Source organism: Paracoccus chinensis, from assembly GCF_900102885.1.
Taxonomy (GTDB): Bacteria; Pseudomonadota; Alphaproteobacteria; order Rhodobacterales; family Rhodobacteraceae; genus Paracoccus; species Paracoccus chinensis.
The window spans coordinates 14,312-28,797 of record NZ_FNGE01000006.1; the positions used below are offsets into that span (position 1 = coordinate 14,312).

Here is a 14,486-nt window from a genome sequence, read left to right on the forward strand (position 1 = left end):
GTGACCGCCCTTGGCGATCACGCCGTCGCACCTCCTGCCCGCCGCACCGGCATCCGCATCGTCACCAGCTCTTCGGCAAGGGTCGGATGGACGGCGATGGCCGCGTCGAACTGTTCCTTGGTCGCGCCCATGCCGATGGCCACGGCGGCCAGCTGGATCATCTCTCCCGCCTCGGGGGCGAAGATGTGGCAGCCCAGCACCCGCCGCGTCACGTCATCCACCACCAGCTTCATCATCGCCCGCAGGTCCGATCCCGCGAAAAGCGACCGCATGGGCCGGAACAGCGCCTCGTAGACCTCGATCGGCCCCTGCTCGGCCGCCGCTTCCTCGGTCAGTCCGATCGAGGCCAGTTCGTGCGGCCGGACATAGACGGCGGCGCCGACAAGATCGTGGCAGACCTTGCGGGGCTGCGCGCCGAAGACGGTATCGGCGAAGGAATGGCCTTCGCGGATCGCGACGGGGGTCAGGTTCATCCGGTCGGTGACGTCACCCACGGCGAAGATCGAGGGCACGGCCGTCTGCGACCATTCGTCCACGACGATCTCGCCGCGCCGGCCCAGCCTGACGCCGGTGTTTTCCAGCCCCAGCCCCTTGATATAAGGCGAGCGACCGGTGGCGAAGAGAACGGCGTCGTGATGCTCGACCGCGCCATCCTCGTAGGTGACGCGGATGCCCTGGGCATCGCGGTCCAGCCGCGCGGGGTTCGCGTTCAGGCGCAGGGTGACGCCGATATGTTCCAGCTGGTGGGTGACGAGCGTGCGACCGCCCTCGTCGAAGCCGCGCAGCAGCTTGCCGCCGCGATAGGCGAGCGTCGTGTCCGCGCCGAGGCCCTTGAGGATCGTCGCGAACTCGCAGGCGATGAAGCCGCCGCCGACCAGAAGGATGCGGCGCGGCATCTCCTCCATGGTGAACAGGTCGTCCGAGACCATGCCCAGCTCCTCGCCGGGGATGCCCGGCAGGGTGGGACGGCCGCCGACCGCGATCAGGATGTGCTTCGCGGTGACCTGCCGCCCGTCGGCCAGCGCGACCGTGTGGTGATCGACCAGCGTGGCGCGGCAGTCGTGGACCTCGACCCCCGCCGCCAGCAGACCGCTGCGGTAGGCGCCTTCAAGGCGCGACAGTTCGGCGTGCAGCTTCTCGCGGAAGGCGGGCCAGTCGAAGCGGCCCGCCTCGGCACCCACCCAGCCGTAGCCGCGGGATTCCTCGGCGGCCGCAGGGGCCTGCGAGGCGAAGACCATCAGCTTCTTGGGCACGCAGCCCCGGATGACACAGGTGCCGCCCATGCGGCTTTCCTCGGCCAGCGCCACTTTCGCGCCATGCTGGCCCGCCGCGATGCGCGCCGCGCGCACCCCGCCCGAGCCGCCGCCGATGACGAAGAGGTCGTAATCGAAGCTCACGCCGTCACCTCGGGCTTGGTCATCTCGATCACCGAGCCATCCGGCGCCCCCACCAGCGCCAGGTCGCACATGCCGAGGAACAACCCATGTTCCACGACGCCCGGGATCGCGTGCAGCCCCGAGGAGATCGCGCTGCAATCCGTGATCACGTCCAGCGACAAGTCGAGGATCAGGTTGTCCTCGTCCGTGCGGAAGAGGCGCCCGTCGCGCTGGCGCGGCAGGATCGGGCGATGCGTCAGGTCAAGCGAGTCGAGCAGACGGCGGATATGGGTGATAGTGGTTTCCACGCCGAAGGGGATCACCTCGACCGGCAGGTGAAAGGCGCCCAGCGTCTCGACCACCTTGGTCGGGTCAGCGATCACCACCATCCGGTCGGACGCGGCGGCCACGATCTTTTCGCGCAGATGCGCCCCGCCGCCGCCCTTGATGAGGTTCAGGTCGGGGTCGATCTCGTCCGCGCCGTCCAGCGTCAGGTCCAGCCATCCGATCTCGTCCAGCTCCTCGATCTGGATGCCGAGCTGGCCCGCCAGGTCGCAGGTCGCGCGGCTGGTCGCGGCGCAGCGCAGGCGCAGCCCCTCGGCCCTGATCCGCTCGGCCAGCCGATGAACCATGAAGACGGCAGTCGAACCGGTGCCAAGGCCAAGCCGCATCCCGTCCTGCACCAGCGCGACCCCGGCACGCGCGGCGGCATCCTTGGCAAGGTCGCTGGGGGAAAGATCGGTCATCGGCGGCTCCTGTCGCTTGGCGCGGTGTTGCCACGGGATATAGCCGCGATGGACCCCGGGCGCGAGGGGGCGGAGGTTTGGAGGGCTCCGCCGCCGGACCGGGGGTTTCACACCCCCGGAGCCCCCGTGGGATATTTGGGCGAAGAAGAAATACCGAGGTTTCGAAAGCGAGCCGCCACGTCTCATGCTGGCCTAAGCCCATCAGCCGCGCTAATCGGCAGGGCATGAGTTCCGACCGCGCGCCCCGCCCCGCCCTGCCCCGCGACCGCATCGCCGTGCTGATCACCGCCGCAGGGCGTGGCACGCGGATGGGCGGCGAGATGCCCAAGCAGTGGCTTCCGCTGTCCGGCCGCAGCGTGCTGGCGCGCAGCATCGACGCCTTCGCGGGCTTGGGCCGGATCGTCGTCACCGTCCACCCCGACGACATGGACCATGCCATCGGGGAACTCGGCGGGCGCATCACGCTGGTCGCGGGCGGCGCCACGCGGTCGGACAGCGTGCGCGCGGGACTCGAGGTGCTGGAGGGCTCGGGCATCACCCATGTCCTGATCCACGACGGCGCGCGTCCGCTGGTCTCGGCCTCCACCATCGGCGCGGTGGTGGAGGCGCTGGCGGAAGGGGCCGAGGCCGCCGCGCCGGGGATCGCGGTCACGGATGCGCTGTGGCGCGGGGCCGAGAATGTCGTCACCGGCTTTGCCGACCGCGCCGGGCTTTACCGGGCACAGACGCCGCAGGGCTTTTCGCTGCCCACGATACTTGCCGCGCACCGGGCCGCCGCCGAGGCCGCGCCCGACGACGTGGAACTTGTGCAGCGGCAGGGGCTTGCCGTCCGCATCGTTCCGGGGGACGAAGACAACCTCAAGATCACATGGCCCGGCGACCTGGAACGGGCCGGGCGGATATTGCGGATGCGGGGGACTGACATGGATGTGCGGCTTGGCAATGGTTACGACGTCCACGCCTTCGGGCCGGGTGACCATGTCTGGCTGTGCGGCGTGCAGGTGGCCCATGACAAGGGCCTCGTCGGCCATTCCGACGCCGATGTGGGGATGCACGCGCTGACGGACGCCATCTATGGCGCGCTGGCACAGGGCGACATCGGACGGCACTTCCCGCCCTCGGACCCGCAGTGGAAGGGCGCGGCCAGCGAGATCTTCCTGCGCCACGCCGCCGAGCTTGCGCGGTCCATGGGCTATCGCCTGGGCAATGCCGACGTGACGCTGGTCTGCGAGCGGCCGAAGATCGGCCCCCATGCCGACGCCATGCAGGCGCGGCTGGCCGAGATCATGGGCGTCGAGCCCGAGCGCGTCAGCGTCAAGGCCACCACCTCGGAACGGCTGGGCTTCACGGGCCGCGAAGAAGGCATCGCCTCGATCGCCACCGCCACCCTGATCCGCGAGGCATGATGGAACGGCTGATCGCAACCGGCTTCGGCCTCGGGCACCTGCGGCCCGCGCCGGGCACCTGGGCCTCGGCCGCGACGGTCGCGCTTGGCTATGGCCTGCACCGGCTGGGACATTTCCCGCTGGTCGCCATGGCCACCCTGCTGGTGACCCTGCTAGGCTTCTGGGTTGTCGGCAAGGCAACCCACGGGCGCGCAGAAAAGGACGAAAGCGCCATTGTCATCGACGAGGTCGCGGGGCAGATGATTGCGCTGTGCGCCACCTCGGGCGGGTTCTGGTTCGCCGGGATGCCCGCCAGCGTCTTTCCCTGGCCGGCCTGGGTCGTGCCCTTCCTGTTGTTCCGCCTGTTCGACATCTGGAAGCCCTGGATCATCGGCCGGGCCGACCAGCGCGCTGACGCGGCAGGCGTGATGCTGGACGACATCTGGGCGGGGATCTTCGCGGCCGTGGCCTCGATCCTGGCCGCCGGACTTTCGCACGGAGTGATGTGATGGACGACAAACCCGCAGAGGACCTGAAGGCGCTGGCCGAGCGCGCCCTGAAGGCGGCGACCGACAAGGGCGTGATGCTGGCGACCGCCGAAAGCTGCACAGGCGGCATGATCTCGGCGGCGCTGAGCGACATTCCCGGCTGCTCGGGCGCGCTGGACCGGGGCTTCATCACCTATTCCAACCACGCCAAGACCGAGATGCTGGGAGTCGCGCCCGAGACCATCGAGGCCCATGGCGCCGTCAGCCCCGAGGTCGCGGCCGAGATGGCGACGGGTGCCCGCGACCGCGCCAAGGCGGGCTTGGCCGTCGCGGTCACGGGCGTCGCGGGGCCGGGCGGGACCGAGAACAAGCCCGAGGGCCGCGTCTGCTTCGGCATCGCCGACGAGCATGGCACCCGGACGGAAACCGTGGACTTCGGTCCCCTGGGCCGCGACGGCGTGCGCCGGGCGACCACGGCGCACGCGCTGAAGATGATGATCGAGGCGCTGGGTTAAAGCGCGCGCAGAAGGGCCGCGACTTCGTCCTCGGTCGTGGCCCAGCTTGTCACCAGCCGGATCGTCCCTTGCGCCCCATCGTCGCCCGCCGTGGGCCAGTCGGCGGCGCGCAGGCCCGCTGCCCGCAGGCGCGTGACCAGGTCGCGCGGCAGGCGGATGAAGATCTCGTTGGCCTCGACCGCGACCATCGGCTGGAAGCCCGCGGTTCGCAGGCCCGTCGCCAGTTCAGCCGCTGCGGCGTTGGCGTGGCGGGCAAGGGTCAGCCACAGGTCGCCGTCCAGCCAGGCCAGCATCTGCGCGGCGAGGAAGCGGTGCTTGGACCACAAGTGTCCCGCCCGCATCCGGCGGAAGGAAAAGTCGCGGGCGCGGTCGGGGTCGAAGAACACCACCGCCTCGAGCGCGAGGCAGCCGTTCTTGGTGCCCCCGAGCGAGATCGCATCGACCCCCGCGCGCCAGGTCAGGTCGGCAGCCGAGGCCCCCGTCGCCGTCACCGCGTTGGAAAAGCGCGCCCCGTCCATGTGGACCGTCATACCCGCGTCCCGCGCGACCGTCGTCAGCGCTGCGACACCCGCCGCGTCGTGGACGGTGCCCCACTCGGTCGCATTGGTGATCGACAGGACGGCGTTCTTGCCGTCGTGCTCGTCCTCCTGCGGGTAATCCGCGATGCGGACCGCCAGCGTGGCGGGCGTCATCCGGCCCGCCTCGCCGTCGACCAGCGCAAGCTGCGCGCCGCCGGCCATCCAGGCGGGGGCGCCGGATTCCGAGGTCTCGATATGTGCCGTCCTGTGGCAGAAGATCCGGCCCCAGGGCGGACACAACTGCGCCAGTGCCAGCGCGTTCGCGCCCGTGCCGGTGCCCAGCAGGAAGACGGCGGCCTCAGGCGCGCCCAGCATCTCGCGCACGGCCTCGCAGGCGCGGCGGGTCAGGTCGTCGCGGCCGTAAGATCCCGCCACGCCCTCGTTCGCATCCATCAGCGCCTGCAGGATGCGCGGGTGGACGCCCGATGAATTGTCCGAGCCGAAATTCATGAAAGATCCTCGATGACGTAGCGGTCCCAATCTTCCTCGGGCACGTCTGCCTCACTGACCGTGCGGCCGCGCACGGAAACGCCCGCGCGATGGATTGACTCGGGGTCGCCGGAGATCAGGTGGTGCCAGGGGTAAAGCGGCTTGCCCTCGGCCCGCAGGCGATAGGCGCAGGTGGCCGGCAACCACCATGAAATTTCGGCCAGCTTGTCTGGCGTCAGCACCACGCAATCGGGCACGAAGTCATGGCGGTTCGGATAGGACGAGCAGAGGCAACTGTCGCCGTCCAGCAGCTTGCAGGCGACGCAGGTGAAATCCAGGCTGCCGTCGTCCTCGTATTCGATCTTGTTCAGGCAGCACTTGCCGCAGCCGTCGCAGAGCGCTTCCCACTCGGCGGGCTCGAGTTCGTCCAGCGGCAGTTCCCAGAAACGCTCGCGCATCAGGCAGCCGCGAGGATGCGGCGCGCCTGATCCTCGTCCCTGCGCATCTGGGCGATCAGTGCCTCCAGCCCCTCGAACTTCGCCTCGGGGCGCAGGTAATCGACAAGGGCGACCGAGATGTGGCGGCCGTAAAGATCGCCGTCGAAGTCGAAGATGAAGGTCTCCAGGTTGGGTGCGTTCTCGCCGAACATCGGGCGGACGCCCAGCGAGGCGACGCCGGCATAGTTGCCCTTGTCCGGCCCCTCCAGCACGTCCACCAGAACCGCATAGACGCCCAGCTTGGGCAGGTGCAGCCCTTCCAGGGCAAGATTCGCGGTCGGATAGCCCAGTTCGCGGCCGCGCTTTTCGCCGTGGATCACCTCGCCCTCGATGCGGTGCCAGTGGCCCAGCATCCGCTCGGCGTCGCGGGGGCGGCCCCCGGCCAGCGCCTCGCGGATCGCGGTCGAGCTGGTGGCCGCGTCATCCGTTTCCAGCAGCGGCACGGCCGTCACGCCGAAGCCGAGGCGCTGGCCTGCCTCGACCAGCGTGCGGATGTCGCCCGCCCGGCTGCGGCCATAGCGGAAATCCTCGCCCACCGTGACATGGGCGACGCCTAGCCCCTCAGCCAGCACCTCGCGGGCGAAGTCCTCGGGCGTGAGCCCGGCCAGAGTGGGGCCGAAGGGCAGTTCGTAAAGCTGGCTGACGCCATGGCGGGCCAGGCGGTTGGCGCGCGCCTCGGCGTTCATCAGGCGGAAAGGCAGCTCCTCGCGCCCGGCGAGGCGGGCGAAATATTCGCGCGGATGGGGTTCGAATGTGACGATGCCCAGGGGCGCGTCAGGGCGCGCGGCGCGGGCCGCATCGATCACGGCGCGATGACCCCGGTGGACGCCGTCGAAATTGCCCATGGCCACGGTGGCGCCACGAGCGGCGGCCGGAAGGCCGCGCCAGTCGCGGTGGATGTGCATCGGCGGGTTCTGCATGGGCCTCCACGTCCGGGCCATGCCCCGGTCGGACTGGTCAGTCGAACTTGCGCGACGGCGCCAGAACCACCGCCTCGCCTTTCAGCACGACCGTATCGCCCACGAGGCAGCGCGTGGCAAGTGTGACGCGGCGCTTTGCGTGCTCGATCGCTTCCACCTGCACCTCGGCCCGGACGGTGTCGCCGGGGCGGACGGGCGCCATGAACTTCAGCGTCTGACCCAGGTAGACGGTGCCGTGGCCCGGCAACTGTTCACCGATCACGGCCGAGATCAGCCCCGCCGTCAGCATCCCGTGGGCGATCCGCCCCTCGAATATCGTGTCGCGGGCGTAGGCATCATCCAGATGCACCGGGTTCCGGTCGGTCGAGACCTGCGCGAACATCTCGATGTCGTCGTCCGTCACCTGCTTGAGCAGGTGCCGCATCATCCCGATCTCGAGATCCTCGATGACGATTGTGCCGCGCGGATGGTTGTCGAGCATCATGGCCCCCTCTGCTGCATTGCAGCATAGCAGAGGGAGAGAGGGCGAGCAATAATCCTAAAGGATAGGTTATTGTGGCGAAGTATTATTTCGACGCCGCGTCAACGCATGCGTCCTATGGCATAGGTGGCCGAGATGCGCTGCTCTGACAGCCAAGCCTCCAGCCGGTGCGCTTCGGGGCTTTCCACGTCGTCACCCATGTGCTCGGCGGCAAGGCCACCCGTGACGAACAGCGAATCGATCCCCTGGTTGACGGCGCCCAGGATGTCGGTGCCGATTCCGTCACCGATGGCGAGCGCGGGCACATCGGAACCCACGCCAAGGCGGCGGCGGGCAAGGTCATAGATCGGCGCATGGGGCTTGCCGAAATACAGCGCCTCGCCGCCCATCTCCTCGTAAAGCTGGGCCAGGGCGCCCGCGCAGTAAAGCCGCTGCTCGCCGTAATCGACCACGAGGTCGGGGTTCACGCAGAGAAGCGGCAGGTTGCGGGCGCGGGCCGCGGCCAGCCGCTCGCGGTAGTCCTCGGGCGTTTCGGTGCGGTCGTCAAAGGGGCCGGTGACGACGACGCCCTCGGCTTCCTCCAGCGGGACGCGGGTGATGCCAGCCGCGCGCGGGTCCTCGGTTTCCGTGAAGAAGCCCAGGTCGCGGTCGGGGCCGACGTGCCAGACGCGCTGGCCGACGCGGCCCGCGAACATCGCCTCCTGCGCGGCGTCGCCCGAGGTCACGATGTCGTCCCACGCGTCATCCGGCACGCCCAGCCGCGCGATCTGGTCGGCCACGAGGCCGCGCGGGCGCGGAGCGTTCGTGACCAGCGCCACCTTGCCGCCCGTGGCGCGATAGGCCTGCAGGGCGCTGATGGCCGCCGGATAGGCGATCTTGCCATTGTGGACGCAGCCCCACAGGTCGCAGAACAGAACGCCATAGTCGCCGCCGATCTCGGCGAGGTTCCGGATGATGCGGGTCATGCCCTGCCCTTTCGCTGGCCTTGAAAATGCGAGGGGCCGGGAATGGCCCCGGCCCCCGTCGTCACGATGCCCCGCTCAGACCTTGAGCACGGGGATGATCTGCTTCTTGCGGCTGACCACGCCGGGCAGGACCACACTGTCGCCCTCGACCGGAACGCCGAAGGACGCCTCGGCCACGCGGCGGACGAAGTCGTTGGGGACCAGCAGGGTCGACTGCTCGTTCAGGATGTCCACGATGAACAGCATCACCTCGTCGGCGCCATCCTCGGCGGCGACGGCGGGCATGGCGGCGACCAGCCGGTCCTTGCGGTCCAGCAGCACCTGGGGCGCGGTGGTTTCCAGAACGGAAATCCGCATCTGCTTGCCGCCGAGCGTATATTCCTTGCTGTCCATCTTCAGCAGCGCCGCGTCCGAGAAGGCCGAGACGTCGGATTTCGCGGTGAACATCTCCATCGCGTAGGTCGGAATGGCGATGTCCAGATCCTTGGCCAGCTTTTCCGCCACGCGCCGGTCATGCGGCGTGGTGGTGGGCGAGCGGAACTCCAGCGTGTCGGACAGGATGCAGGTCAGCATCAGGCCCTTGACCCAAGCCGGCGCGCGGTCGAGGTCCGCGCCCATCAGATCGTGCATGATCGTCGCCGTGCAGGCGAGCGGACGGATCGTGATGTTGATCGGCGTGCGGGTGGTGATGCCGCCGGCCAGCAGGTGGTGGTCGATGATCTCGATCACCTCGGCCTGGTCCAGCGAGGCGGGCAGCTCGGCGGGGTTGTTGGTGTCCACGATCACGCACTGGTCGCCCGGCGCCACGTCCTCGATGATCTCGGGCATGGCGACGCCCCACTTGCCCAGCATCCAGACGGCCTCGGTGTTGGGCATTCCCTGCAGGACCGCCTTGGCCGGGGTCTTGCGGACGTCGGACAGATACCAGGCCCAGATCAGCGGCGAGCCGGTGGAATCGGTGTCGGGGGCCTTGTGGCCGAAAACCTGGATCATGAAGCGTTCCCTCGTGGCGCGATTGGCCCGGCTTATAGGCGCGGGGCCGCCCGTTGTGAAGGCTGCGGCGCGGGTCCGGTCAGCCGCCCTGGACCAGAGCCATGCCCGCGTTGACGGCCAGCGCCACGATCACGGCGTTGTAGAAGAAGCTCAGCACCGAATGGCCCAGCGTGACGCGGCGCATGTCGGTTGTCGTGACGGCGATGTCCGAGGTCTGGGCGGTCATCTGCAGCGTGAAGCTGTAGTAAAGGAAGTCCCACGGCCCCGGCTCGGGGCGATTGCCGGGGAAATCCAGCCCTCCGCTGTCCCAGGTCGCGCCCATTCCCGCGCCCGCATCGGCAGCCGGGGCGTAGAACAGCCGCGTGTAAGGGAAGGCCATCACCGCATGGACCATGACCACCCCAAGGCCACCGCCCCCAGCGCCATTGCCACGATCAGGGTCCCGCCCTCGTCGGCATCCCCGAAATGGGCCCGCAGGCCGTCCCGGACCGCCCGCGCACCCACAGCGCCATGACCAGCAGATAGACGATGAAGAACAGGTCGGCTCCGATCAGGATGCGGTCGATCAGCGGCAGCCGAAAGGCCAGCAGGGCGGCGGCGAGGCTCACGGCGAAGGCCCCGTGAAAGCGGATGTGGTGCGACAGACCTGCCCTAAGGGACAATCGTCAGGCCTCGGGGGCGGGATGAGCCGTGCGCTGGTGCTGGATCAGCTGCCAGTCGTCCTTCTGCCGGACCCAGGTCGAGCTGCACAGCAGTTCGGTCTCGGTTCCCTGCCGGGCCACGGTGGCGCGGTAGGCCAGCACCACGCAGTCCTCGGTTTCGACCATCAGCCGCTCGGTCAGCCAGACCTTGGACGCGCGCGGACCCGCGTTCAGCAGGGCCAGGACCTCGGTCCCCTGGATCGCCCCCTCGGGGCGCACCACGATGCAGGACGGGTGCATCCGCCGCCAGGCCTCGCCCGCGCCCATGGTCCACAGGGCCTCCTCGTCGGCCCACCGGTTGTCGGTCCTGCTCATCATCCGCCCTCTGTGATCGTCCACCCTTCGGCTTCCAGCAGGCGCAGCACGCCGGTCTCGCCCGGCAGGTGCAGCGCCCCGAAGGCCGCGACCACGGGCTTGCCCTCGGCCGCGGCCGCCTCGGCCGCCCGGGTCAACGGGCCGATCCATGATCTGTTCCGCCGGGTCATCAGCCGATCCTCGGCAAGCTGCATCTGCCGGTCCACGGCCTCGGACGGCAGGCCCGAGTTCTCGCGGGCATCCAGGCGGCCGAATTCCCACAATTGCCAGATGTCGCCCCGGAAATACGCCTCGAGCGAGGTGGCCGCATAATCATCGGCCAGCCGCGCGGCAGGCAGCGCGGCGCGAATCATGTCGTTCTCCTCCTCGGGGGTGAGATCCCGGAAGATGGTGAAAAGCGTGTCCCAAGGCTCCAGCGCCAGCACGGGCACGCCCTCGCCCCGCGCATGATCCACCAGCCGATGGTCAAGGCCCTGCCGGTCGGCAAGATCCTGCGCCTGGCCCAGCATGCAGGGCGACAGCCCCAGCAACATGGCGACATACCAGGGGCGCATCCGGCTGGCGAGGATGGCAGGCACGCCCCGCTGCTCGATGGCTTGGGCGACGGCCTGCCAGTCCTTGTCCCCCAGGCGCTGCGGCAGCGTGGGCCCGGTGGGATCGACCATCAGGGCGGGGTCGCGGCTCAGGTGATCGGTCAGGGCCTTCTCCTCGTCCGGCCCTGCCTCGACCAGAAGGGCACCTGCTTGCGTGATCAGGGGGGCCATGCGCGCGACCGTCGCCTCGTGCCGCGGGTCGGGAAAGTGATAGGTGCCCGCGATCTCAATCCGCGCCTCACCCTTGGTCGCCCGCCAGAAGATGCCCTGCGGATAGGGCGTGCCGGCGACGGCCTCGTCCAGCTGCGCCCGCTGCCCGGCCGGCAGTTCGGCGATCAGGTCGCGGCCCGTGCAGTCCGCCGCGCTTGCGGCCGTGGCGAAGACCAGCGCGCAAAGCGTCGCAAGCGTCGCAGCCAGCCCTCTTCTGCCCTTCGTGCCGATCATGCGCATGGTGGCCACCCTTGTCTTTCCCGAAGCCGGGCCGCCGGCGGGCAACCCTTCGATGATCCAATCACTTGCGGCCGGTGCTGTGAACCCGAGGCCGTGTCCGAGCCTGTTGACAGCCCCGTGAAGCCCGCCTATCTCGGCGTCACTGGCACTCACCTCGGTCGAGTGCCAACAACCGAAACACTGCAACCTGAAAGATCGGAGTGTTCACGATGGGATTCAAACCGCTGCACGACCGCGTCCTGGTCCGCCGCGTCGAGTCGGACGAGAAGACCAAGGGTGGGCTGATCATCCCCGACACCGCCAAGGAAAAGCCCGCCGAGGGTGAAGTCGTGGCCGTGGGCGCCGGCGCCCGCAACGAGGACGGCGACCGCATCAAGCTGGACGTGAAGGAAGGCGACCGCATCCTGTTCGGCAAGTGGTCGGGCACCGAAGTCACGGTGGACGGCAAGGAACTGCTCATCATGAAGGAAAGCGACATCCTCGGGATCATCGACTGATCCCTGACGGTCACGCTTTCAACACTCTGACAAGGAAGAGATAAATGGCTGGCAAGGAAGTCAAGTTCAACACCGACGCCCGCGACCGGATGCTGAAGGGCGTCAACATCCTGGCCGATGCGGTCAAGGTGACGCTGGGCCCGAAGGGCCGCAACGTGGTCATCGACAAGTCGTTCGGCGCGCCCCGCATCACCAAGGACGGCGTCACCGTCGCCAAGGAAATCGAACTGACCGACAAGTTCGAGAACATGGGCGCCCAGATGGTCCGCGAAGTCGCCTCGCGCACCAACGACGAGGCCGGTGACGGCACCACCACCGCCACCGTCCTGGCCCAGGCCATCGTCAAGGAAGGCATGAAGGCGGTTGCCGCCGGCATGAACCCGATGGACCTCAAGCGCGGCATCGACATGGCGACCCAGCGCGTCGTTGAATCGATCAAGTCGGCGGCCCGTCCCGTGTCGGACAGCGCCGAAGTCGCGCAGGTCGGCACCATCTCGGCCAACGGCGAGAAGTTCATCGGCGAGCAGATCGCCGAGGCGATGCAGAAGGTCGGCAACGAGGGTGTCATCACCGTCGAAGAAAACAAGGGGATGGAGACCGAGGTCGAAGTCGTCGAAGGGATGCAGTTCGACCGCGGCTACCTGTCGCCCTACTTCGTGACCAACCCCGAGAAGATGGTCGCGGAGCTGGAAGACGCGCTGATCCTGCTGCACGAGAAGAAGCTCTCGTCGCTGCAGCCGATGGTGCCGCTGCTGGAAGCCGTGATCCAGTCGGGCAAGCCGCTGCTGATCGTGGCCGAGGACGTGGAAGGCGAGGCCCTGGCCACGCTGGTCGTCAACCGCCTGCGCGGCGGCCTGAAGGTTTCGGCCGTCAAGGCTCCGGGCTTCGGCGACCGCCGCAAGGCCATGCTGCAGGACATCGCGATCCTGACCGGTGGCCAGGTGATCTCGGAAGATCTCGGCATGAAGCTGGAGAATGTCGGCATCGACATGCTCGGCCGCGCCAAGAAGGTGTCGATCACGAAGGACAACACCACCATCGTCGACGGCGCCGGTGACAAGTCCGAGATCGAGGCCCGCGTCGGCCAGATCCGTCAGCAGATCGAGGAAACCACCTCGGACTACGACAAGGAAAAGCTGCAGGAGCGTGTTGCGAAGCTGGCCGGCGGCGTCGCCGTCATCCGCGTCGGCGGCATGACCGAGATCGAGGTGAAGGAGCGCAAGGACCGCGTCGATGACGCGCTGAACGCAACCCGCGCCGCGGTTCAGGAAGGTATCGTCGTCGGTGGCGGCGTGGCTCTGGTGCAGGGCGCCAAGGCGCTGGAAGGTCTGGAAGGTCAGAACGCCGACCAGAACGCCGGCATCGCCCTGGTCCGCCGCGCGCTGGAAGCCCCGATGCGCCAGATCGCCGAGAACGCCGGCGTCGACGGCGCCGTGGTGGCCGGCAAGGTGCGCGAGTCGGACGACAAGTCCTTCGGCTTCAACGCCCAGACCGAGGAATATGGCGACATGTTCAAGTTCGGCGTGATCGACCCTGCGAAGGTCGTCCGCACCGCGCTGGAAGACGCCGCCTCGGTGGCCGGCCTGCTGATCACGACCGAAGCCATGATCGCCGAGAAGCCCGAGCCCAAGGCTGCCGCCGGCGGCATGGGTGGCGGCATGGGCGGCATGGGCGGCATGGACATGATGTGATCCATCCGCCCGGCCGAACGGTCGAGCGAAAAGGGAAAGGCCGCCCGCTTGGGCGGCCTTTTTCCGTTGAGGCAATTGCGTCGGCTGGGACAATCTGAGGCTCGCGCCCCAGGCTATCTTATCGGAAGGTCAGCTTGATGGCCTGCCCACCCGAAGCGTCGAAGTTTCCGGGCCGCAGCCAGCTTTCGTAGCCTGCCCGCAGCCGGGGCCATTCGCCGTCGAGGATCGAGAACCAGGCCGTGTCCCGGTTTTCGCCTTTGACTACCATGTGCTGACGGAACAGGCCCTCGAAGCTGAAGCCGAACCGCTCTGCGGCCCGCTTGGACGGCAGGTTGAGATCATTGCACTTCCACTCGAAACGGCGGTACCCAAGGCTGAAAATATAGTCGGCGAACAGGAACAGCGCCTCGGTAGAGGCGCGCGTCCGTGCGATGCCCGGTCCCCACATGATATGTCCTATTTCGGCCACGCCATTGTTGGCGTCGATGCGCATCAGCGCCTGCCGCCCTTCGGCGCGCCCAGTGCTCTTGTCGATCACCGCGAAAAACAGCGGATCGTCACTGGCTGCGGCTTCTTCTGCCCAGCGACGAAGCTCTGCGACATCGGCCGGTGTATCTTCGGCAAGATAGCGGAAACGTGCCTGCGCGCCGGGCGCGGTTGCCGCCTTGAACAGGTTGTCCGTGTGCCGTGTCGGGTCCAGCGGTTCAAGGCGCACATAAGCGCCATCAAGGATCATGCGTTGAGGCTTGGGGGCGGCTTTCCAGCGGCGCAGCTCGGTCAAGGCATCTCTCTCGTTCACGGCAGAATGCTCTGTCATGTCGCTGTTGATCGACAGGACAAGCCGAGGGCAAGATCAATCACGAAGG

18 protein-coding genes are annotated in these 14,486 nt (G+C 68.3%); 5 read left to right on the forward strand and 13 right to left on the reverse strand.

Annotated elements, in window-relative coordinates:
* Positions 1-17: 17 nt before the first annotated feature.
* Together gorA and rpiA are read right to left on the reverse strand one after the other, a co-directional pair.
* Positions 18-1,397 (reverse strand): glutathione-disulfide reductase, encoded by a 1,380-nt coding sequence (gorA, locus tag BLQ03_RS07640; RefSeq protein WP_090754511.1) that lies wholly within the window; start codon positions 1,395-1,397, stop codon positions 18-20.
* On the reverse strand, positions 1,394-2,122 hold the full coding sequence (gene rpiA, locus BLQ03_RS07645; RefSeq protein WP_090754513.1) for a ribose-5-phosphate isomerase RpiA: 729 nt from the start codon (positions 2,120-2,122) through the stop codon (positions 1,394-1,396). The genes gorA and rpiA overlap by 4 nt, the downstream gene beginning before the upstream one ends.
* Positions 2,123-2,346: 224 nt before the next feature.
* Here rpiA and BLQ03_RS07650 point away from each other — a divergent pair, with 224 nt between their 5' ends.
* The 3 genes from BLQ03_RS07650 to BLQ03_RS07660 are packed head-to-tail and all read left to right on the forward strand — an operon-like array spanning position 2,347 to position 4,510.
* The gene (locus BLQ03_RS07650; protein ID WP_090754515.1) at positions 2,347-3,528 is read left to right on the forward strand and encodes a bifunctional 2-C-methyl-D-erythritol 4-phosphate cytidylyltransferase/2-C-methyl-D-erythritol 2,4-cyclodiphosphate synthase; all 1,182 of its coding nucleotides are present in this window, start codon (positions 2,347-2,349) and stop codon (positions 3,526-3,528) included.
* Positions 3,528-4,016, forward strand: coding sequence for a phosphatidylglycerophosphatase A family protein (locus BLQ03_RS07655; RefSeq protein ID WP_090754835.1), 489 nt, complete (start codon positions 3,528-3,530; stop codon positions 4,014-4,016). Before BLQ03_RS07650 ends, BLQ03_RS07655 begins: the two co-directional genes overlap by 1 nt.
* Positions 4,016-4,510: a CinA family protein gene (locus BLQ03_RS07660; protein WP_090754517.1), complete on the forward strand. Its 495-nt coding sequence runs from the start codon at positions 4,016-4,018 to the stop codon at positions 4,508-4,510. Before BLQ03_RS07655 ends, BLQ03_RS07660 begins: the two co-directional genes overlap by 1 nt.
* Here the strand turns inward: BLQ03_RS07660 and BLQ03_RS07665 are convergent.
* From BLQ03_RS07665 to BLQ03_RS07705, 10 genes are all read right to left on the reverse strand, one after another.
* Positions 4,507-5,538 (reverse strand): threonine aldolase family protein, encoded by a 1,032-nt coding sequence (locus BLQ03_RS07665; protein ID WP_090754519.1) that lies wholly within the window; start codon positions 5,536-5,538, stop codon positions 4,507-4,509. The genes BLQ03_RS07660 and BLQ03_RS07665 overlap by 4 nt on opposite strands.
* Positions 5,535-5,975 carry a YcgN family cysteine cluster protein gene (locus BLQ03_RS07670; RefSeq protein ID WP_090754520.1) on the reverse strand — a complete coding sequence of 147 codons (441 nt, stop codon included), beginning with the start codon at positions 5,973-5,975 and terminating at the stop codon, positions 5,535-5,537. The genes BLQ03_RS07665 and BLQ03_RS07670 overlap by 4 nt, the downstream gene beginning before the upstream one ends.
* On the reverse strand, positions 5,975-6,919 hold the full coding sequence (locus BLQ03_RS07675; protein ID WP_090754837.1) for a bifunctional riboflavin kinase/FAD synthetase: 945 nt from the start codon (positions 6,917-6,919) through the stop codon (positions 5,975-5,977). The genes BLQ03_RS07670 and BLQ03_RS07675 overlap by 1 nt, the downstream gene beginning before the upstream one ends.
* Before the next feature lie 52 nt (positions 6,920-6,971).
* A complete protein-coding gene (locus BLQ03_RS07680; RefSeq protein ID WP_090754839.1) occupies positions 6,972-7,415 on the reverse strand; it encodes a MaoC family dehydratase in 444 nt (147 codons plus the stop codon).
* Between the two features lie 101 nt (positions 7,416-7,516).
* The gene (locus BLQ03_RS07685) at positions 7,517-8,380 is read right to left on the reverse strand and encodes a TIGR01459 family HAD-type hydrolase (protein WP_090754523.1); all 864 of its coding nucleotides are present in this window, start codon (positions 8,378-8,380) and stop codon (positions 7,517-7,519) included.
* A gap of 75 nt (positions 8,381-8,455) precedes the next feature.
* The gene (locus BLQ03_RS07690; RefSeq protein ID WP_090754524.1) at positions 8,456-9,373 is read right to left on the reverse strand and encodes a manganese-dependent inorganic pyrophosphatase; all 918 of its coding nucleotides are present in this window, start codon (positions 9,371-9,373) and stop codon (positions 8,456-8,458) included.
* 79 nt (positions 9,374-9,452) lie between these two features.
* A complete protein-coding gene (locus BLQ03_RS18825) occupies positions 9,453-9,767 on the reverse strand; it encodes a DUF1345 domain-containing protein (RefSeq protein ID WP_245688732.1) in 315 nt (104 codons plus the stop codon).
* 40 nt (positions 9,768-9,807) lie between these two features.
* On the reverse strand, positions 9,808-10,035 hold the full coding sequence (locus BLQ03_RS18830) for a hypothetical protein (RefSeq protein ID WP_245688734.1): 228 nt from the start codon (positions 10,033-10,035) through the stop codon (positions 9,808-9,810).
* 3 nt (positions 10,036-10,038) lie between these two features.
* On the reverse strand, positions 10,039-10,389 hold the full coding sequence (locus BLQ03_RS07700) for a DUF4440 domain-containing protein (RefSeq protein WP_090754526.1): 351 nt from the start codon (positions 10,387-10,389) through the stop codon (positions 10,039-10,041).
* The gene (locus tag BLQ03_RS07705) at positions 10,389-11,432 is read right to left on the reverse strand and encodes a TraB/GumN family protein (RefSeq protein ID WP_245688755.1); all 1,044 of its coding nucleotides are present in this window, start codon (positions 11,430-11,432) and stop codon (positions 10,389-10,391) included. Before BLQ03_RS07705 ends, BLQ03_RS07700 begins: the two co-directional genes overlap by 1 nt.
* 209 nt (positions 11,433-11,641) lie before the next feature.
* On the opposite strand from BLQ03_RS07705, the gene groES reads away from it, so the two are divergent.
* Together groES and groL are read left to right on the forward strand one after the other, a co-directional pair.
* Positions 11,642-11,929, forward strand: a complete 288-nt coding sequence (gene groES, locus BLQ03_RS07710; RefSeq protein ID WP_090754843.1) for a co-chaperone GroES — start codon at positions 11,642-11,644, stop codon at positions 11,927-11,929.
* 44 nt (positions 11,930-11,973) lie between these two features.
* Positions 11,974-13,620, forward strand: coding sequence for a chaperonin GroEL (gene groL, locus BLQ03_RS07715; protein WP_090754528.1), 1,647 nt, complete (start codon positions 11,974-11,976; stop codon positions 13,618-13,620).
* Positions 13,621-13,738: 118 nt separating this feature from the next.
* Here groL and BLQ03_RS07720 read toward each other — a convergent pair whose 3' ends face one another.
* Entirely contained in the window at positions 13,739-14,401 is a 663-nt protein-coding gene (locus BLQ03_RS07720; RefSeq protein ID WP_245688736.1) for a GNAT family N-acetyltransferase, read from the reverse strand.
* Positions 14,402-14,486: the final 85 nt, after the last annotated feature.